Source organism: Neisseria sp. HMSC056A03 (genome assembly GCF_001815685.1).
Lineage (GTDB): Bacteria > Pseudomonadota > Gammaproteobacteria > Burkholderiales > Neisseriaceae > Neisseria > Neisseria subflava.
Map to the genome: position 1 here is coordinate 321,257 of NZ_KV821641.1, position 19,383 is coordinate 340,639.

A 19,383-nucleotide genomic window follows, 5' to 3' on the forward strand; every position below is an offset into this window, starting at 1 on the left:
TTTCACTTCATCGTCGCTCAGGCTGCCGTTGCCACCTTTGGCTGGCATGGCTTGAAAGCCTTCGATTGCGTGTTTGTGCAGAGTGTCTTGGCCTTGTTTGATACGAGGCGCCCAGTCTTCTTTTTTACCTACGGCAGGAGCGCCGGGAATCAAGCCGCCGTGACATGTTTTACAGTTCGCTTCGTAAACAGCTTTGCCATCTACTTTGGCGGATTCTGCAGGTTTGGCGTCAGCGGCAGGCGCTTCGGTTTTCTCTTCAGGCTTGGCAGCTTCTTCAGGTTTCGCGGCTTCCTCTGCTTTGCTGGCGGCAGCTTCAACCTTATCGGCGGCCTCTTGAGCGGCAGATGCAGTCGCATCGGCAGCAGAAGCGGCTTCGTTTTTCACTTCAGATGCAACGGCTTGAGCAGCCTCTTGAGTCTCCTGTTTAGCCTCTTGGGAACAAGCTGTCAAACCAGCCATCATCATTACGGCAATCAGTAATTTGTTCATGTTCTGTCTTTCCTTAGTTTTAGTTTAAATCACTGTTTTATATAAACAGCTTAAAAATTCTAGCATAGAAACTAATCCGTTCGACCTAGACTATAATAAATATTGGCATAAATCAGATTTTGTCACAAAAACAGGAAAAACATATTGACACCACACCTCTACTCAGATAGAAATTCACGCCCATTTGTCATTTGGCGTAATAATTTTCATTTTATTGTTCAAGCAGTTACCCTCTTAATTTTTAAAGTTTCTTTTTAAATTCAACTTTTTACAAACTTTCCAGATAATACCATAAGCATTGAACCGCCTCTTATCCTAAAAAGGCCGTCTGAACCCAATCAGGTTTCAGACGGCCTTTTTGAATCATGTTAATAAACATTTGCCGCTTGCCTATGCAAAAGACACCGGCAGGCCTACTTGTTTATAGAGTTTTTCATATTCCAACTACGATTTAATCCAATGCTATTAACCTTTTGCCAATATTTCAGCTTCAGCCCACAATCCCCGCTTCTGCTCTGCCCTCAATTTCTTAATGCCGATTTCCCGTTTCAGCGCTTCACTTTTACTCAGGCCGTCTGAAACGATGCGCATCTCGACAGGCTTGTTCAACCGCGTGTATTTCGCGCCTTTTCCTGACAAATGCGCTGCAAACCGCTCTTGAGGACGGTTGCTGATGCCGCAATAAAACGCGCCGTTTTCGCACAAAATCAGGTAAACGCTCCAATTTTCCGCGCTCATAAATCCCCTTCCTTGGCAAAACTCTCGGTAAAAATGCGCACGGCAGCCTCGGTTTTGGCAGACTGCACACGATAAGGCGTCACCAAATAAAGGCTGATCGGCGGCAATGTCCATTCCGGCAAAACCACTTTCAGACGGCCCTGTGCAATTTTTTCCCGAACTTCGCCGCCCACTTGCAAAGACAAACCGAAACCGCTTTCGGTCAGGCTGCGGACGGCGGCAAGGTGCGTGCAGGCAATGCTGTCGGCAACGTCGAGGAAATAGCTTTCTTCACCGTTTTGCAAGGTCGTGCGGACGGGCAGGAAGTGCAGCCAGTGGTGTGCATGAAGCTGCGAGGGATGGGTAATGGTCGGATGGCGATCGAGATAATCAGGCGCGGCGCAAATTATGTACGGCCAGGTAACGAGATGACGCGCGACCAGATTGGGATCGTCCAAAGCGCGGTCGCCGCCGCGTATGGCGATGTCGGTTTGGCTGTGTTGCAGGTCGTCCAAGGTATCGCTGAAATTGAGGACGGGGCAGATTTTTGGGAACTCGGTTTGTAATCGCGAAAAGGCCGTCTGAAAAGCGCGAGATTCGATGACGGTGGAAGTCAGGGAAATACGCAATTCGCCGACGGGTTCGGTTTTCAGATTGTCGATAACGGTACGCGTATCGGCAAGCGTGGCGGCTAAGCGGCGGCAGTATTCGCCCAAGGCGCGGCCGGCATCGGTAGGCGAAAGACTGCGCGTGCTGCGGTTTAACAGCTTGATGCCGTGCAGGGTTTCGAGGCGGTTGATGTGCTGGCTGACGGCAGACGGGGTCATGCCCAGCGCGGCAGCGGCGGCGTTCATGCTGCCGTGTTCGAGGACGGTAGCGAAAACAAGTAAGGGTTTGATGTCTTGCATTTGGAAATAATTATTTAGCTCAACTTCACAATCATAACAGTAAATCAGGGATTATCAAGCGTTTCAGACGGCCTTACAATGCACTCATCTAATTAATCACATCCCATAAGGAGTCAAACATGAAAATCGCAGTTATCGGTGCAACAGGTTATGTCGGCAACGCAGTCGTTCGAGAATTGGCAGGCCGCGGTCATGAAGTGACCGCTTTCGCCCGCAACACAGACAAAGTTTTCCAAGCGCAAAATGTTGCCGCTGTCTCTGCAGATGTCAACGCAGCAGATTTTGCCGACAAACTGGCCGGTTTTGATGCCGTAGTCAGCGCGTTCAATCCGGGCTGGAACAATCCCAATATCGGCGCGGATTTCACACGCGGCGCAAACAATATCGTCGAAGCGGCAAAAGCGGCGCAAGTACCGTATCTCTTAATCGTCGGCGGCGCAGGCAGCTTGTATGCCGCACCCAGTTTGCAAGTGGTCGATACGCCCGACTTCCCGAAAGAAATTTACGACGGCGCCAATGCCGCACGCCATCTCTTGACCGCACTCCTGCCGCGCCGCGATGTGAACTGGTCTTTCGTTTCTCCTCCTGCACGATTCGGCGGGGACGGCAGCTTAAGTGAAGACAAAACCGGCAAATACCGCTTGGGCAAAGATGATTTGCTGATGGACGGTGAAATTCCGGCAGGCATCAGCGTGGCAGATTTGGCAGTCGCCATCGCCGACGATGCGGAAAACAAAGCGCATTTGTTTGAACGCTTTACCGTCGCCGCCGTTTAATCGTCTTAATCCAAAGGCCGTCTGAAACCCAAAGTTTCAGACGGCCTTTTGCTATAATACACACATTAAATTTATCTATACGTGAGTTCTCATGTCCGCATCCCAACCCACCATCGCCGCCATCGCCACCGCACCCGGACGCGGCGGCGTCGGCGTGATCCGTCTTTCCGGCAAAAACCTGCTGCCTTTGGCGCAAACCCTCAGCGGCGGCAAAACGCCCAAACTGCGCACCGCGCTTTACACCGACTTTCTCGGCGGCGACGGGCAGCCGATAGACAACGGTATCCTGCTCTACTTCGCCGCCCCCGCCAGCTTCACCGGCGAAGATGTGATTGAGTTGCAGGGACACGGCGGCCCTGTGGTAATGGATATGCTGCTCTCGCGCTGCCTCGAACTGGGCGCGCGCATGGCGGAGCCGGGCGAATTTACCAAACGTGCCTTCCTCAACAACAAACTCGACCTTGCCCAAGCCGAAAGCGTCGCCGACCTCATCGACGCCTCCAGCAAGTCCGCCGCACGCATGGCGTTGCGTTCGCTCAAAGGCGCGTTTTCCCAACACATACACGAGCTGGTGGACGACCTTATTACCCTGCGGATGCTGGTCGAAGCCACGCTGGACTTTCCCGAAGAAGACATTGACTTTCTCGAAGCCGCCGACGCGCGCGGCAAGCTCCAAGCCCTGCAAGGCCGTCTGAAAACCGTACTTGCCAGCGCGGAACAAGGCGCGATTTTGCGTGAAGGCATGAACGTCGTCCTCGTCGGCGCGCCCAACGTCGGCAAATCCAGCCTGCTCAACGCCTTGGCTGGCGACGACATCGCCATCGTAACCGACATCGCCGGCACCACCCGCGACACCGTGCGCGAACAAATCACCCTCGACGGCGTACCCGTCCACATCATCGACACCGCCGGCCTGCGCGAAACCGACGACGTGGTCGAACAAATCGGCATCGAGCGCAGCCGCAAAGCCGTCTCCGAAGCCGATGTCGCCCTGATTCTGATTGATCCGCGAGAAGGCGTGAACGCCAAAACCCAAGCTATTTTGAACAGCCTGCCCGAAGGTTTGAAAAAAATCGAAATCCACAACAAAGCCGACCTGACCGGCGAACCCATCGCCGTCCGTTCAGACAGCCTCGCGCAAACCGGCGCGGACACCGTCATCAGCCTGTCCGCCAAAACCGGCGAGGGTCTCGACTTGCTCAAACACGCGCTGTTGCAGGAAGTCGGCTGGCAGGGCGAAAGCGAAAGCCTGTTTCTCGCCCGCAGCCGCCACCTCAACGCCCTGCACGAAGCCGAAGCCGAGCTGGAAAACGCCGCCCTCTGCGACAACAACCAAATCGAGCTTTTCGCCGAACACCTGCGCCTCGCCCAAAACGCGTGCAGCGAAATCACCGGCGAATTTACCGCCGACGATTTGCTGGGCGTGATTTTCTCGCGCTTCTGTATCGGCAAATAAAACGGTTTGCCATCAAATACAAAGGCCGTCTGAATGTTCAGACGGCCTTTTTTATCACCAAAACAAGCTTAATTTCACTTGCGTTTATTTATTGGCAGCTTCTGCCATATTTTTTGCGATTTTGGTTGCGCCAACTGTCAAACCGGACATGCCGATCAAAGAAGCTGCAGCCAATTTGATTAATGTTTTCATTTTAACTCTTTTCTGTGTATTTTAGGGTGTGTTGTGTATTTTTTTATTTATCGGCATCAGCCATATTGTGGGCGATATTGGTTGCACCGACGGTCAGGCCGGACATACCGATTAAAGAGGCGGCTGCCAGTTTGATTAAAGTTTTCATTGTTTGTCTCACTTTCTTGTCTGTCGGCCGAAAAACGGCCTAAGTTGCGTTTTCTGAAGTATTTTAATCAATTCGTTTATAATTGAATTATTTGTGTACTACCGTTTCCATATTATAGGTGACGCCGAGGGCGGAGGCCGGTATCCCCGACATACCGATTAAAGAAGCGGAAGCAAGCGTTATTAAATGTGCCATTTTAAGTAGTCCTTTTTCATAGATACAAAATGTTATTTAACAACATACACATTTTTCCGCCGGCATCTGCGCTACCGACAGGACGAATCATACCGCGCCAATCGTTAATTAATACAACTTTTCCGTAAAGATAAAATATAAAAAATATACATAATGACGATTTTAGTTAATTTATATTTTGTTTTGAAAATGACACCGATGTCTTTCTCAATGACACCGATGTCTTAATTACATACACACTACAAACGTATCTTGCTGCGCCCATAAAATCCCTCTTTTTTTGTTGCAAATCGCACTCTAAATTAAATATTATTTTAAATTCAAAATGTTATAAATCTATCTTTTTGACAAACCAAATCTTCATTTAGTCAAAACCAATACCTTTGATAGCTTCTTTTAAAGAAAACACACGCTTCTAGCGCATATCCGACCATAAAATGCGCTGCAAATATATGATATAGTGAAACATTCTGCGTATTGACTATTTCCAGCATGAACAACACCCTAATCCTGACCGGCGCGGCCGCATTTTTTATCGGCGCGCTGTTTGCTTGGCTGATAACACGCTACCAAGCCCAAAGCCGACACTTTATTGTTTTGCAAGAATTGGCCGAAAGCCGCCGCCTGCATGAGTTTGCCGAACAGGTGCAGGCTCAAACTGCGGCGGATTTGGCGCACAGCCGCCATACCGTGCAGGAATTGCAAGACGAATTGCAGGAGACGGGAAACCGCTTTGCCGCAGCCGAAAAACAGATTGCCTATCTGCAAGATTGCGAGGCCGAAGTCGAAGCTTTAAAACACGAATGTGCAAAATGGCAGCAAAGCGCGCAAAACCTGCAAATCAACAATGAGCGATTAAACACGCAGCTGGTTCAAGAACAGGCCTTGAGTGTGGATAAAAATACGCTTTTGCAACAACAAGAAACGGAAAAAGGCCGTCTGAAACAAGACTACGACACGCTGTTGGAGCAAAACCATGCGCTGCAAGTCCAAAACGAACGCCTCTCCACACAACTGACGCAAGAAAAAGCCAATATCGACGACAAAAACAGCCTTTTACAGCAACAGGAAGCCGAAAAAGGCCGTCTGAAACAAGAATACGCCGCCCTTTTGGAGCAAAACCACGCGCTTCAAGTCCAAAACGAGCGCCTCAACACCCAATCGGAAAAAGACCGTCAGGCTGCCGAAGAAAAATTGGCCTTGCTGGCAGATGCGCGTAAAAACTTGAGCGACCAGTTCCAAAACCTCGCCAACACTATTCTGGAAGAGAAAAGCCGCCGCTTTACCGAGCAAAACCACGACCATCTCCAGCAACTGCTTAATCCGCTCAACGAACGCATACATGGCTTCAGCGAGCTGGTTCAGCAGACTTATGAAAAAGAAGCCAAAGAACGCCTAACCATCGAAAACGAGCTCAAACGCCTGCAAACCCTCAACACCCAGCTCCACCACGATGCCAAAGCGCTGACCACCGCGCTGACCGGCACGCAAAACAAAACCCAAGGCAACTGGGGCGAGATGATTTTGGAAAGCGTATTGGAAAATTCCGGCCTGCAAAAAGGTCGTGAATACATCGTTCAAGCTTCCAGCGTCCGCCACGAAGCAGACGGCACCCAACGCCGCCTCCAGCCCGACGTCCTCATCAATCTGCCCGACAACAAACAAATCGTCATCGACTCCAAAGTATCGCTGACCGCCTACGTCCGCTATACGCAAAGCACCGGCGCAGAAGCAGAGCGCGAGCTTGCCAACCACGTCGCCAGCATCCGCGCCCACATCAAAAGCTTGGCTGCGAAGGATTACACCGACCTTGATGGCGTCAAAACGTTGGACTTCGTCTTTATGTTCGTCCCTGTCGAACCAGCCTACCTCCTCGCCCTGCAACACGATCCAAACCTCTTCCAAGAGTGTTTCGACAAACGCATCATGCTGACCGGCCCCAGCACCCTGCTCGCCACCCTGCGCACCGTTGCCAACATCTGGCGCAACGAGCAACAAAACCAAAACGCGCTAGCCATTGCCGAGGCAGGCAGCAAACTTTATGACAAATTTGTCGGCTTTGTCGAAAGCATGGACGGCATCAATAAAGCGCTTGGTCAGGCACAATCCCAGTTTCAGACGGCCTATGGCCGCTTGGTTTCCGGCAGGGGCAACCTCATCAGCAGCACCGAAAAACTGCGTAAATTGGGCATCAAAGCCGGTAAACAGCTGCAACGGGATTTATTAGAAAAAGCCGTATCAGAAAACGAAGACCACGCCACCTTACCGACCGCACAAGACCAAGAAAATGCCTGACAAAATTTAAGACATTGCAAATAAAGGGAATTTAACCAATGAGCAACATCACCATCGTCCTTGCTGCCGATACCGGCTATGCCGAGCAGGTTCATACCCTGATGAAATCCATCTGTACCCACAACACAAATGTCGATTTCTACCTCATGCATAATACCTTCAGGCGGGAATGGATCGACTATACCAACCAAAAGCTCGCGGCCAGCGGCAACCGCCTGAATGACGTCAAAATCGAAGTCGACTTCAGCCAATATCGCCGCTTGTCCCATATTTCGGATGCCGCATTTTTCCGCCTGATGATGCAGCACCTGCCTGTCGACCGCGCCCTGTATCTCGACAGCGATATGGTGGTGACCCAATCCCTGCATGATTTGTTCAACCTCGATATGCGCGGTTATCCCGTTGCGGCGGTACAAGATTCCGTTTTGGCGCGCATCGAGTGGAAACACCCTATCGGCCTGCACACCACGCCCTATTTCAATTCAGGCATGCTGTTGGCCGACTTGGCGCAATGGCGGGAACACAATATCGCGGCGCAACTGCTGAAAACCGCTGCCTGCCTCAACGAAGCCGTACCCTATGGCGACCAATGCTTTCTAAACACCGTATTTCAAAAAAACTGGCTGCAATTAGAAGAATCTTGGAACTTCCAAACCGGCGCAGTCGAATATTTCCAAAAACGAAGCCTCGGCGAAGTATTCCCCAAACCCGACACTGTTCCACCCGTTATCCACTACACCACACGCGCCAAACCGTGGTTGTGCGATTACAGCGAGATTCCTTTTATCGAAGTCTATTGGCAATACTATTGCGCCGACTGGCCGAACGCGTAATTTCAGGCAAGGATTTTCGTTTCCTTCAATTATCTTGAAACAACCCATCATCAAAAACAAAAGGCCGTCTGAAATTGTTTCAGACGGCCTTTAAGCCATAAAAAAACAGGCAGAACATTCTGCCTGTTTTGTGTTCAAACCCGACCGTAAAGCAGGCTTTGCACCCACCCTCAGTCGGCGTTCGTTATCCGATTAGATACCGCGCAACAATTCGTTCACGCTGGTTTTCGCACGGGTTTGCGCGTCCACGCGTTTGACGATAACCGCGCAGTAGAGGCTGTGGCTGCCGTCTTTGGAAGGCATGCTGCCGGATACGACAACCGAACCAGCCGGTACGCGACCTTGATAGATTTCGCCGGTAGTACGGTCAAAGATTTTAGTGGATTGACCGATGAACACGCCCATAGAAATCACGCTGCCTTCTTCGACAATCACGCCCTCAACGATTTCAGAACGCGCACCGATAAAGCAGTTGTCTTCAATAATGGTCGGGCTGGCTTGCAGAGGCTCGAGTACGCCGCCGATGCCGACGCCGCCGCTCAAGTGCACGTTTTTACCGATTTGCGCGCAAGAGCCGACAGTCGCCCAAGTATCGACCATCGCACCTTCGTCAACGTATGCGCCGATATTGACATAAGAAGGCATCAACACAACATTTTTCGCCACAAAACTGCCGCGGCGGGCAACGGCACCCGGAACTGCGCGGAAACCTGCGCTGCGGAATTCGTCTTCAGACCAATCGGCAAATTTAGTCGGCACTTTGTCGAAGTATTTGTTCACACCGTCGTTGAGGATTTCATTGTCCTGAATGCGGAAAGACAGCAATACGGCTTTTTTCGCCCATTCGTTGACTTTCCATTCGCCCACGCCCAAACGTTCGGCAACGCGCAGTTTGCCGGCGTCGAGCTGGCGGATGGTTTCCAAAACCGCTTCACGCACTTCCGGGGTAACGGTATTCGGATTGATTTCGGCACGGTTTTCAAAAGCCGTTTCAATGATGTTTTGCAAAGACATGTTGATTCCTTCAAGAGATCAGGGCCGTCTGAAACCTATTCAGGCCACCCTATTACAAATATTTAACTTGTTATTTTGCCATGTAAAAGCGATTTCGTCAGCTATTAACATGATTAGCGCCAAGCGTTACACGGCTAGATTTCGGCTAAGCCAAGATTTTCAGACGGCCTGTTCAAGTGAATTGAATAGCATTTATTTTCTAACTAATTTCCCAGCTACGATATGCAGACTGTCGCTTCTGCCGATACCCCGTGCCGATAAATCAATCTTCGCCGCCAATCTTTTGCAGAAGATTTTCAGCCACCATGCCGCCTTCGATATTCCGCTTTAACGGTTTCGCGTTCAAATCCTTCAAGGCCGTCTGAAAGTCGGCAAAATCCATCAACTGCGAACCGAAACGGCGCATATGTTCGGTATCCTGCTGACAGTCTATCAGTGCAACGCCCAAATCCGCCAAAAACGGTACGGCGCAGGCAAACGCAATCTTTGACGCATCGGGACGCAAGGCAAACATCGACTCGCCATAAAACACGCAGCCGATTTGCACGCCGTAAAACCCGCCTGCCAACTGCATTTCGCCTTGTTCGTCCGGCAACCAACATTCAAACGAATGTGCATGCCCCTGATGGTGCAGCTTCAAATAGGCCGTCTGAAACGCAGGTTCTATCCACGTTCCGTCCTGTTCCGGGCGCGGTACATTGGCGCAATGGGCAATCACTTTTTCAAAACAGCGGTTGACCGTTACCCGATACGGCTTGTGGCGCAAGGTTTTTGCCAAAGAGCGGCCGATATGCAGGTTTTCCGGCACAATCACGGCTCGCGGCGCAACCGCATACCAGAAAAACCAACCGTCGCGGCTAAACCATGGAAAAATCCCCTGCCCATACGCCGACAACAGCCGCCCCGTATCCAAATCGCCGCTGACGCCGACCAAGCCGTCGCATTCTGCCAAAGCATAAGACGGGTCGGGGAAACGATAATCCCGTGGCGCAAGAAAAGGAATCTTCATCGTAAAGCCCATAAAGTTTCAGACGGCCTCAAGCTGAAAATGCCCAAGGCCGTCTGAAAAATCAACATACAAACTGATTAACGTTTGGTTTTGGTTTGGCAATCGCCGCATACGCCGTACATATACAGCGCGTGATCGACGATACGGTAGCCGTTTTCTTCGGCGATTTTATCTTGCAGCGCTTCGATTTCCGGATTGTGGAATTCGGTTACTTCGCCGCATTTCACGCAAACGATGTGGTCGTGGTGATCGCCTTTGTCCAATTCGTAAACCGCTTTGCCGGTTTCAAAATGGTGGCGTTGCAAAATGCCGGCCTGTTCAAACTGGGTCAACACACGGTAAATCGTCGCCACGCCGATTTCCACACCCTCTTCCAACAGGATACGGTACACATCTTCCGCACTCAAATGCTCCTCGGCATGAGTCTCGAACAAGTCCAAAATTTTCAAACGTGGACCAGTAACTTTCAAACCGCTGTCTTTCAATTGCGCAATGTTGCTGAATTTTTCCATAATATTCAATATCCCTGTAAGGTAATAACCGTTATAATACGCACTTTCCGCCCGTTTGCCCACTATTGGGCCGTTAAAGGGTGGCAATCTGCCGCCGGTCTTGCAATTGAAAATCGGCGAAAAGAAAAATTAAGAAGATGATTATCGTTTGCTTTTTAAAAATATTCAAGCGATGATAAACATCTTTCCCGAAATGACACAGAAAGGTAAGCCCGTGAATAAAGCCTTATGCCTTGCCATCGCCGCTATTTTAGGTCTGGCCTCATGCAGTGCCGAGCGCGTATCCAACTTTCCATCCTACAAACTCAAAATCATTCAAGGTAACGAGCTCAATCCCCGCGCCGTGGTTTCCCTGCGCCAAGGTATGACCCGCGACCAAGTCCAACTGCTGCTCGGTACGCCGCTCCTGCGCGATGCCTTCCATGCCGACCGCTGGGATTACACTTTCAACACCAGCCGCAACGGCATCATCAAAGAACAAAGCAACCTGACCCTGTACTTTGAAAACGACGTCCTCGCACGCGCCGAAGGCGATGCCATTCAAAAATCCATCGAAGCCGTTCAAGCCGGACAAAACGTCGTTCCGACTACCGAAACCAAGCCGAAATAAGGAAGCCCCATGAGCGCATTGAAAATCGCCATTGCCGGCGTCAACGGCCGCATGGGTCGCGTTTTGGTTGAAGCAGTCAACAACCATCCCGATACCGTCCTCTCCGGCGCACTCGAGCATTCCGGCTCGGAAGTATTGGGTTTGGATGCAGGCTTCGCCTCCGGCCTCAAAACCGGCGTCGCCATTTCAGACGACGTGGATGCTGTACTGGCTCAAAGCGATGTCCTTATCGACTTTACCCGTCCCGAGCCAACCCTGAAACACCTGCAAAAATGCGTGGAAAAAGGCGTCAACATCATCATCGGCACCACCGGTTTTGACGACGCAGGCAAAGCCGCCATCCAAGCCGCAGGCGAAAAAATAGGCGTCGTCTTCGCAGCCAACTTCAGCGTCGGCGTCAACCTGACCTTCCACATCCTCGACACCGTCGCCCGCGTGTTAAACGAAGGCTACGACATCGAAATCATCGAAGGCCACCACCGCCACAAAGTCGATGCCCCAAGCGGCACCGCGTTACGCATGGGTGAAGTCATTGCCGACGCCCTCGGCCGCGACCTCAAAGAATGCGCCGTTTATGGCCGCGAAGGCCACACCGGCCCACGCGATCCGTCCACCATCGGTTTTGCCACCGTCCGCGCAGGCGACATCGTCGGCGACCACACCGCCCTCTTCGCCACCGACGGAGAGCGTGTGGAAATCACCCACAAGGCCAGCAGCCGCATGACCTTTGCCGCCGGTGCCGTACGCGCCGCAGTTTGGGCAAACGGCAAAAAAGGCCTGTACGATATGCAAGACGTACTGGGTTTGAAAAACCGATAAACCCGCATCATCAGGTTTCATACCTTACAAGGCCGTCTGAAAGCACAACGTCGATTTTCAGACGGCCTTATTAAAAAGAAAGCCCCACCATGTCCTATCAACAAATCACCATCAACGTCAACGATGCCATCGCCGAACGCCTTGCCGATGCGCTGATGGAACACGGCGCATTGTCCGCCGCCATTGAAGATGCCTATGCCGGCACAGAAAACGAGCAGGCCATTTTCGGCGAGCCGGGCATGCCGACCGAGCAAATCTGGCAACAAAGCAAAGTCATCGCCCTTTTCGGCGAAAGCGACGACGCCGCTTCCATTATCAAAGCCGCCGCGCAGGAATGCGGTTTGAACGATTTGAAATACACCGGCGAAATCCTTGAAGATCAAGACTGGGTACGCCTGACCCAAGCGCAATTCGACCCGATTCAAATTTCCGACCGCCTGTGGATTACCCCGTCTTGGCACGAAGCGCCCAACGGCAACGCCGTCAACCTGCAACTCGACCCGGGTCTTGCCTTTGGTACGGGCAGCCATCCGACCACACGCCTCTGCCTCAAATGGCTCGACACACAGCTCAAAGGCGGCGAAAGCGTATTGGACTACGGCTGCGGCTCAGGCATTTTGGCCATTGCTGCCCTCAAACTCGGCGCAGGCTCCGCCATCGGTGTAGATATTGACGAACAAGCCATCCGCGCCAGTAAAGATAATGCCGCGCAAAACAACGTCGACGCGCAGTTCTACCTGCCGGATGGCCTGCCGCAAGGCCAATTTGATGTCGTTATCGCCAACATTCTGGCCAACCCGTTGCGTATGCTCGGCGAAATGCTTGCCGCACGTACCAAACAAGGCGGCCGCATTGTCTTGTCCGGCCTTTTGGACGAACAAGTCGAAGAACTCAGCGGCATTTACAGCCAATGGTTCGACATCGAGCCTGCCGAAATCGAAGAAGGCTGGGCGCGATTGAGCGGCGTCAAACGCTAAACCTGTTTTCCGATACAAAGGCCGTCTGAAATTTAATCTTTCAGACGGCCTTTTTGCACTTAAAACGCTGAATAATCCAGCAAAATCAGGTATAATTGCCTATTATTTTGACCTTTCGGAACACATCCGCCGCGCCCGTTTGATATCTCATCGCACGCACGGAAAAATTCCTTGAAATTCAGCAAGAAAAGACCATGACTGACCAAAAACACGAAGAATACGGCGCCGACAGCATACAAGTGCTGGAAGGCTTGGAAGCGGTACGCAAACGCCCCGGTATGTATATCGGCGACACGCAGGACGGCAGCGGCCTGCACCACATGGTGTTCGAAGTATTGGACAACGCCATCGACGAAGCACTGGCGGGACATTGCGACAAAATCACCGTAACCATCCATGCCGACAATTCCGTCAGCGTGGCCGACAACGGCCGCGGCATGCCCACCGGCATCCACCCGAAAGAAGGACGCTCCGCCGCCGAAGTCATCATGACCGTATTGCACGCGGGCGGTAAGTTTGACAACAACAGCTACAAAATCTCCGGTGGCCTGCACGGTGTAGGCGTGTCCGTCGTCAACGCGCTGTCCGACTGGGTCACGCTGACCATCTACCGCGACGGCAAAGAACACTTCGTCCGCTTCGTGCGCGGCGAAACCGAAGAGCCGTTGCGAGTGGTCGGCGATTCCGACAAAAAAGGCACGACCGTGCGTTTCCTCGCCAGCGCGGAAACCTTCGGCAACGTCGAATACAGCTTCGACATCCTCGCCAAGCGTATCCGCGAACTTTCCTTCCTGAACAACGGCGTGGACATAGAATTGATTGACGAACGTGACGGTAAACACGAAAGCTTCGCCCTTTCCGGCGGCGTGGCCGGCTTCGTGCAATACATGAACCGCAAAAAAACGCCGTTGCACGAAAAAATCTTCTACGCGTTCGGCGAAAAAGACGGCATGAGCGTCGAATGCGCGATGCAATGGAACGACAGCTACCAAGAAAGCGTGCAATGTTTTACCAACAACATTCCGCAACGCGACGGCGGTACGCACTTGACCGCGCTGCGCCAAGTGATGACCCGCACCATCAACAACTATATCGAAGCCAACGAAGTGGCTAAAAAAGCCAAAGTGGAAACCGCCGGAGACGATATGCGTGAAGGCCTGACCTGCGTTTTGTCCGTCAAACTGCCCGACCCGAAATTCTCATCGCAAACCAAAGACAAACTGGTTTCCAGCGAAATCGGCCCCGTCGTCAACGAAGTCATCAACCAAGCACTGACCGACTTCCTTGAAGAAAACCCGACCGAAGCCAAAATCATCACCAGCAAAATCGTCGATGCCGCCCGCGCACGCGAAGCCGCCCGCAAAGCACGTGAAATTACCCGCCGCAAAGGCGTGATGGACGGTTTGGGCCTGCCGGGCAAACTTGCCGACTGCCAAGAAAAAGACCCTGCCCTGTCCGAACTCTACCTCGTCGAGGGCGACTCCGCAGGTGGTTCCGCCATGCAGGGCCGCGACCGCAAATTCCAAGCGATTTTGCCGCTTAAAGGTAAAATTTTGAACGTCGAGAAAGCACGTTTTGAAAAAATGCTGGCCAGCCAAGAAGTCGCCACGCTGATTACCGCTCTAGGCGCTGGCATCGGCAAAGAAGAATTCAATGCCGAAAAACTGCGCTACCACCGCATCATCATCATGACCGATGCCGACGTGGACGGCGCGCACATCCGCACCCTGCTCCTGACCTTCTTCTACCGTCAAATGCCCGAGCTGGTCGAACGCGGCTACATCTACATCGCCCAGCCGCCTTTGTACAAAGCCAAATACGGCAAACAAGAGCGCTATCTCAAAGACGAACTGGAAAAAGACCAATGGCTGCTCGGTTTGGCCTTGGAAAAAGCCAAAATCGTTTCAGACGGCCGTACCATCGAAGGCGAAGAGCTTGCCAATACCGCCAAACAATTCCTGTTGGCCAAAACCGTCATCGAGCAAGAAAGCCGCATCATTGACGAACTCGTCCTGCATGCCATGCTGCACGCTTCGCCGGTCGACCTCAGCACAGCAGAAAGCGCAGATCGCGCCATTGCCGAATTGAGCGGCCTCTTGGACGAAAAAGAAGTCGCGCTCGAACGTATCGAGGGCCACGAAGGACACCAGTTCATCAAAATTACACGCAAGCTGCACGGCAACGTGATGGTGAGCTACCTCGAGCCTAAGTTCCTCAACAGCAAAGCCTACCAAACCCTTACCCAAACCGCCGCCGCACTCAAAGGCATGGTCGGCGAAGGGGCGAAGCTCTACAAAGGCGACAACGAATACGACATCGACAGCTTTGAAGGCGCTTTGGACATCTTGATGAGCGTTGCCCAAAAAGGCATGTCTATCCAGCGATACAAAGGCTTGGGCGAGATGAATCCGGAACAACTTTGGGAAACCACGATGGATCCTACCGTCCGCCGTCTCCTGAAAGTCCGCATCGAAGACGCCATTGCCGCCGACGAAGTGTTCGTTACCCTTATGGGCGACGAAGTCGAACCGCGCCGCGCCTTCATCGAAAACAACGCCCTGCTGGCACAAAACATCGATGCCTAAGCATGGAAAGATAAAAGGCCGTCTGAAAACCATTTTCAGACGGCCTTTTTGTTTTTTGTGCTTTATTTCTTACAACTCAAATTCCAACCACTTCGCGGCGTTTACTTCAATCATTTATTTTAATTCGCATATTTTAATAGAGTGTTCCAACTGATTTGGATTCTGGACAATCCCAAATAACCAGTTTAAAACGCTCCAATCCGCTTCCGCTTTATTCCGCTTTCCCCAAAATCATCGCATCGCCATAGCTGAAAAAGCGGTATTCCTGTTCCACCGCATGGCGGTAAACGCTGCGGATATGCTCCATGCCCGAAAACGCGCTGACGAGCATCAGCAAGGTTGATTTGGGCAGGTGGAAGTTGGTAATCAATCGGTCGGCCACATTGAAGCGGTAGCCCGGCGTAATGAAAATATCGGTATCGCCGTGACCGGCTTTCAGACGGCCTGTTTCGCGTGCGGCGGATTCCAAGGCGCGCATGGAGGTTGTGCCCACTGCCCATACTTTATTGCCGCGCGCTTTGGCGGCTTCAACGGCGGCAACGGTCTCGGCCGGTACGTCAAACCACTCGCTGTGCATTTTGTGTTCTTCAATTTTATCGACGCGCACGGGTTGGAATGTGCCGGCACCGACGTGCAGGGTCACTTCCGCGGTTTCTACGCCTTTGGCTTTCAGACGGCCCAACAACTCATCGGTAAAGTGCAAACCCGCCGTCGGCGCGGCCACTGCGCCTTGATATTTGGCGTACACGGTCTGATAGCGGCTGTCGTCTTCGTCATCGGCCGCGCGTTCGATATAAGGCGGCAAGGGCAGATGGCCGTTTTGCTCTAAAAGTTCGTAAACGGTTTGCTCGCCTTCAAATTTCAGGCAAAACAATTCTTCCGCACGCTCCATCATGACAGCGCGGATATCGCCTTCAAAAATCAATTTCGTACCCGGTTTCGGCGATTTGGACGAGCGGATATGCGCCAATGCGGTATGCGCGTCTAAAACCCGTTCAATCAGGGCTTCGATTTTGCCGCCGCTGGCTTTTTGGCCGAACAGGCGCGCCTTCATCACTTTGGTATTGTTAAACACCAGCACATCGCCCGGTGCGACATAATCGGGTAAATCGCCGAAATGTTTGTCTTCAATCGGCAATGTCGGCAAGGCAACCAGAAGCCTGCTGCTGCCGCGCACTTCCGGAGGATGCTGGGCAATCAGTTTTTCGGGCAATTCAAAATCAAAATCGGAAATATCCATTGTCGTGCATACTTTAAAAAAACAGGCGCCATTATACGCGCAAAGTTGGTTTTCAGACGGCATGTTTTGTCGCAAAACCAATAAATTAGAATAAACGCTCTTGGGAAAATCGCTTTTTAACAAAAATCAGCGTTCCATCCTTTTTTTCGCCGAAAAACGCCTTTTTTCTATCTTTTACTGGACATTTACCGGCAAGTTCGGGAAAATAACCAGATTCATTTCTCAGGCTCCGCCCTGTTCCGACATTATTTAAACGCCGGATGGCAAATCTGCCTTCCGACGTCTCAGGAAATCATCTAAAACCACAGCGGCGCATACCCAATATGCACTTTATGCCGCGCTAAAAAGGAAAAGCAATGGATTTGCGTAAATTAAAAAAACTGATTGATTTGGTCGAAGAATCAGGCATTGCAGAAATTGAAGTTACCGAAGGCGAAGAAAAAGTCCGCATTACGCGTACCACTGCCGCCGCAGCTCCTATTTATGCTGCTCCGGCACCTGCCGCAGCCGCTCCGGTTGCCTCCCCTGCTGCTGCTCCGGCCGCAGCCGCTCCAGCCGCCGCCCCTGCCGCTCGTGATTTGTCCAACGCACAAAAATCGCCTATGGTCGGTACGTTCTACCGCGCTCCCGGCCCGAACGCCGCCGCTTTTGTCGAGGTCGGCCAACAGGTTAAAGTCGGCGATACTTTGTGCATCATCGAAGCCATGAAGCTGATGAACGAAATCGAAGCCGAGAAATCCGGTGTCGTTAAAGAAATTCTGGTTGAAAACGGTACTCCGGTCGAATACGGCGAGCCGCTTTTCATCATTGAATAATCCGTTTTTTCAGACGGCCTTCAGTTTCGAGGCCGTCTGAAATTCCTTTTTCTGTTCATTAAGGACAAACCATGCGTCTGATTTTGGCTATTTTCTTGCCTTGGTTGCAGTTTTTCACCATCGGCCGTCCGATTGCAGGCATCATCTGTCTGATTCTGCAATGTACGCTGGTTGGCTGGATACCGGCAGCCATGTGGTCGGTTTACGCCTTGAGCCAATACAAAACCGACCAAAAAATCCGCAACGCATTAGGCGGCCGCTGAGGCCGTCTGAACCATCCGGAAAGATTATCATGCTGAAAAAAGTATTGATCGCCAACCGGGGCGAAATCGCCCTGCGCGTCCTGCGAGCCTGCCGTGAAATGGGCATCGCCACCGTCGCCGTCCATTCCGAAGCCGACAAAGACAGCCTGCACGTCAAACTCGCCGACGAATCCGTGTGCATCGGCCCTGCCGCATCCGCACAAAGCTACCTCAACATCCCGGCCATCATCGCAGCCGCCGAAGTAACCGAAGCCGACGGCATCCACCCGGGCTACGGCTTCCTCGCCGAAAACGCCAATTTTGCCGAACAAGTCGAACAATCCGGCTTTGTCTTCATCGGTCCGAAAGCCGATACCATCCGTCTGATGGGTGACAAAGTATCCGCCAAACACGCCATGATCGAAGCCGGCGTGCCTTGCGTTCCCGGTTCTGAAGGCGCATTGCCAGACGATGGCGAAGAAATCCTCAAAATCGCCGATAAAGTCGGTTATCCCGTCATTATCAAAGCCTCCGGCGGCGGTGGCGGTCGCGGTATGCGCGTCGTCGAGAAAAAAGAAGACCTCCTCCAGTCTGTCGAAATGACCAAAGCCGAAGCAGGCGCGGCATTCGGCAACCCGATGGTTTACATGGAGCGCTACCTGCAACGTCCGCGCCACGTCGAAATCCAAGTGATTGCCGACGAATACGGCAACGCCATCTACCTCGCCGAGCGCGACTGCTCCATGCAGCGCCGCCACCAAAAAGTTATCGAAGAAGCACCTGCCCCGTTCATCACTGAAGAAGAACGCGCCAAAATCGGCAAAGCCTGTGCCGACGCTTGCAAACGTATCGGCTATCGTGGCGCAGGTACGTTTGAATTCCTGTACGAAGACGGCGAATTCTTCTTTATCGAGATGAACACACGCGTTCAGGTTGAGCATCCAGTTACCGAGCTCATCACCGGCGTGGACATCGTCCAAGAGCAATTACGCATCGCATCCGGCCTGCCTTTGCAATACAAACAGGAAGACATTCAAGTCGAAGGTCACGCGTTTGAGTGCCGTATCAACGCCGAAGACCCATACAACTTCATTCCAAGCCCGGGTCTGATTGAAAGCTGCCACCTGCCCGGCGGCTTCGGCATCCGCGTCGACAGCCACATCTACCAAGGCTACCGCATCCCTCCTTACTACGACAGCCTGATCGGCAAAATCTGCGTTATCGGTAAAGACCGCGGCCAAGCCATGGCGAAAATGCGCGTAGCCCTTGCCGAGCTGGCGATTACCGGCATCAAAACCAATACACCGCTGCACCGCGATTTGTTCAGTGACCCAGGCTTCCAAAAAGGTGGCGTCAGCATCCACTACTTGGAACATTGGTTGGAAGAACGCAAAGCCAAACTGGATAAATAATCCCTTGTTTTGACTAAAAATAAGGCCGTCTGAAACACAAAATAAAGTTTCAGACGGCCTTTTTTACAGCTTAATCATTGATAAAAACTAATAGAATTTAATTTCTGATTGATTAATATTAATTCTAAATCGATTTCAT

The 19,383-nt window shown here is 52.0% G+C and carries 18 protein-coding genes; 11 read left to right on the forward strand and 7 right to left on the reverse strand.

What is annotated here, in order from left to right:
* The 3 genes from HMPREF3052_RS08595 to HMPREF3052_RS08605 all read right to left on the reverse strand — a co-directional run.
* Positions 1–489: c-type cytochrome (locus tag HMPREF3052_RS08595; protein WP_070749509.1), on the reverse strand; the 489-nt coding region annotated here is incomplete at its 3' end.
* A gap of 465 nt (positions 490–954) precedes the next feature.
* On the reverse strand, positions 955–1,227 hold the full coding sequence (locus HMPREF3052_RS08600) for a GIY-YIG nuclease family protein (RefSeq protein WP_070749510.1): 273 nt from the start codon (positions 1,225–1,227) through the stop codon (positions 955–957).
* A complete protein-coding gene (locus HMPREF3052_RS08605) occupies positions 1,224–2,114 on the reverse strand; it encodes a LysR family transcriptional regulator (RefSeq protein WP_070749511.1) in 891 nt (296 codons plus the stop codon). The genes HMPREF3052_RS08600 and HMPREF3052_RS08605 overlap by 4 nt, the downstream gene beginning before the upstream one ends.
* A gap of 119 nt (positions 2,115–2,233) precedes the next feature.
* Here HMPREF3052_RS08605 and HMPREF3052_RS08610 point away from each other — a divergent pair, with 119 nt between their 5' ends.
* The 4 genes from HMPREF3052_RS08610 (at position 2,234) to HMPREF3052_RS08625 (ending at position 8,009) form a co-directional block, all read left to right on the forward strand.
* Complete coding sequence (locus HMPREF3052_RS08610; protein ID WP_070749512.1) at positions 2,234–2,890, forward strand: NAD(P)-dependent oxidoreductase; 657 nt, start codon at positions 2,234–2,236, stop codon at positions 2,888–2,890.
* Between the two features lie 91 nt (positions 2,891–2,981).
* A complete protein-coding gene (gene mnmE / locus HMPREF3052_RS08615) occupies positions 2,982–4,346 on the forward strand; it encodes a tRNA uridine-5-carboxymethylaminomethyl(34) synthesis GTPase MnmE (RefSeq protein ID WP_070749513.1) in 1,365 nt (454 codons plus the stop codon).
* 1,027 nt (positions 4,347–5,373) lie between these two features.
* Positions 5,374–7,176 (forward strand): DNA recombination protein RmuC, encoded by a 1,803-nt coding sequence (rmuC, locus tag HMPREF3052_RS08620; protein WP_070749514.1) that lies wholly within the window; start codon positions 5,374–5,376, stop codon positions 7,174–7,176.
* Positions 7,177–7,214: 38 nt separating this feature from the next.
* Positions 7,215–8,009, forward strand: coding sequence for a glycosyltransferase family 8 protein (locus tag HMPREF3052_RS08625; protein WP_070749515.1), 795 nt, complete (start codon positions 7,215–7,217; stop codon positions 8,007–8,009).
* A 192-nt stretch (positions 8,010–8,201) separates the two neighbouring features.
* On the opposite strand, the gene dapD is transcribed toward HMPREF3052_RS08625, so the two are convergent.
* The 3 genes from dapD to fur all read right to left on the reverse strand — a co-directional run bounded on the left by dapD (position 8,202) and on the right by fur (position 10,607).
* Positions 8,202–9,023 (reverse strand): 2,3,4,5-tetrahydropyridine-2,6-dicarboxylate N-succinyltransferase, encoded by an 822-nt coding sequence (gene dapD, locus HMPREF3052_RS08630; protein WP_070749516.1) that lies wholly within the window; start codon positions 9,021–9,023, stop codon positions 8,202–8,204.
* A 262-nt stretch (positions 9,024–9,285) separates the two neighbouring features.
* Positions 9,286–10,032 carry a leucyl/phenylalanyl-tRNA--protein transferase gene (gene aat / locus HMPREF3052_RS08635; RefSeq protein WP_070749543.1) on the reverse strand — a complete coding sequence of 249 codons (747 nt, stop codon included), beginning with the start codon at positions 10,030–10,032 and terminating at the stop codon, positions 9,286–9,288.
* Positions 10,033–10,109: 77 nt separating this feature from the next.
* Positions 10,110–10,607, reverse strand: a complete 498-nt coding sequence (gene fur, locus HMPREF3052_RS08640; RefSeq protein WP_079453813.1) for a ferric iron uptake transcriptional regulator — start codon at positions 10,605–10,607, stop codon at positions 10,110–10,112.
* 151 nt (positions 10,608–10,758) lie between these two features.
* On the opposite strand from fur, the gene HMPREF3052_RS08645 reads away from it, so the two are divergent.
* From HMPREF3052_RS08645 to gyrB, 4 genes are all read left to right on the forward strand, one after another.
* Positions 10,759–11,154, forward strand: coding sequence for an outer membrane protein assembly factor BamE (locus HMPREF3052_RS08645; protein ID WP_049350824.1), 396 nt, complete (start codon positions 10,759–10,761; stop codon positions 11,152–11,154).
* Between the two features lie 9 nt (positions 11,155–11,163).
* Positions 11,164–11,973: a 4-hydroxy-tetrahydrodipicolinate reductase gene (gene dapB, locus HMPREF3052_RS08650; RefSeq protein WP_036492678.1), complete on the forward strand. Its 810-nt coding sequence runs from the start codon at positions 11,164–11,166 to the stop codon at positions 11,971–11,973.
* Positions 11,974–12,062: 89 nt separating this feature from the next.
* Positions 12,063–12,950, forward strand: a complete 888-nt coding sequence (gene prmA / locus HMPREF3052_RS08655; RefSeq protein ID WP_070749517.1) for a 50S ribosomal protein L11 methyltransferase — start codon at positions 12,063–12,065, stop codon at positions 12,948–12,950.
* A 194-nt stretch (positions 12,951–13,144) separates the two neighbouring features.
* Complete coding sequence (gene gyrB / locus HMPREF3052_RS08660) at positions 13,145–15,535, forward strand: DNA topoisomerase (ATP-hydrolyzing) subunit B (RefSeq protein ID WP_070749518.1); 2,391 nt, start codon at positions 13,145–13,147, stop codon at positions 15,533–15,535.
* Positions 15,536–15,746: 211 nt separating this feature from the next.
* Here gyrB and queA read toward each other — a convergent pair whose 3' ends face one another.
* The gene (queA, locus tag HMPREF3052_RS08665; RefSeq protein ID WP_070749519.1) at positions 15,747–16,775 is read right to left on the reverse strand and encodes a tRNA preQ1(34) S-adenosylmethionine ribosyltransferase-isomerase QueA; all 1,029 of its coding nucleotides are present in this window, start codon (positions 16,773–16,775) and stop codon (positions 15,747–15,749) included.
* Positions 16,776–17,131: 356 nt separating this feature from the next.
* Here queA and accB point away from each other — a divergent pair, with 356 nt between their 5' ends.
* The 3 genes from accB to accC all read left to right on the forward strand — a co-directional run bounded on the left by accB (position 17,132) and on the right by accC (position 19,244).
* Positions 17,132–17,590: an acetyl-CoA carboxylase biotin carboxyl carrier protein gene (gene accB / locus HMPREF3052_RS08670; protein WP_070749520.1), complete on the forward strand. Its 459-nt coding sequence runs from the start codon at positions 17,132–17,134 to the stop codon at positions 17,588–17,590.
* A gap of 71 nt (positions 17,591–17,661) precedes the next feature.
* Complete coding sequence (locus HMPREF3052_RS08675; protein WP_003684175.1) at positions 17,662–17,853, forward strand: YqaE/Pmp3 family membrane protein; 192 nt, start codon at positions 17,662–17,664, stop codon at positions 17,851–17,853.
* A 29-nt stretch (positions 17,854–17,882) separates the two neighbouring features.
* Positions 17,883–19,244 carry an acetyl-CoA carboxylase biotin carboxylase subunit gene (accC, locus tag HMPREF3052_RS08680; protein WP_070749521.1) on the forward strand — a complete coding sequence of 454 codons (1,362 nt, stop codon included), beginning with the start codon at positions 17,883–17,885 and terminating at the stop codon, positions 19,242–19,244.
* Positions 19,245–19,383: the final 139 nt, after the last annotated feature.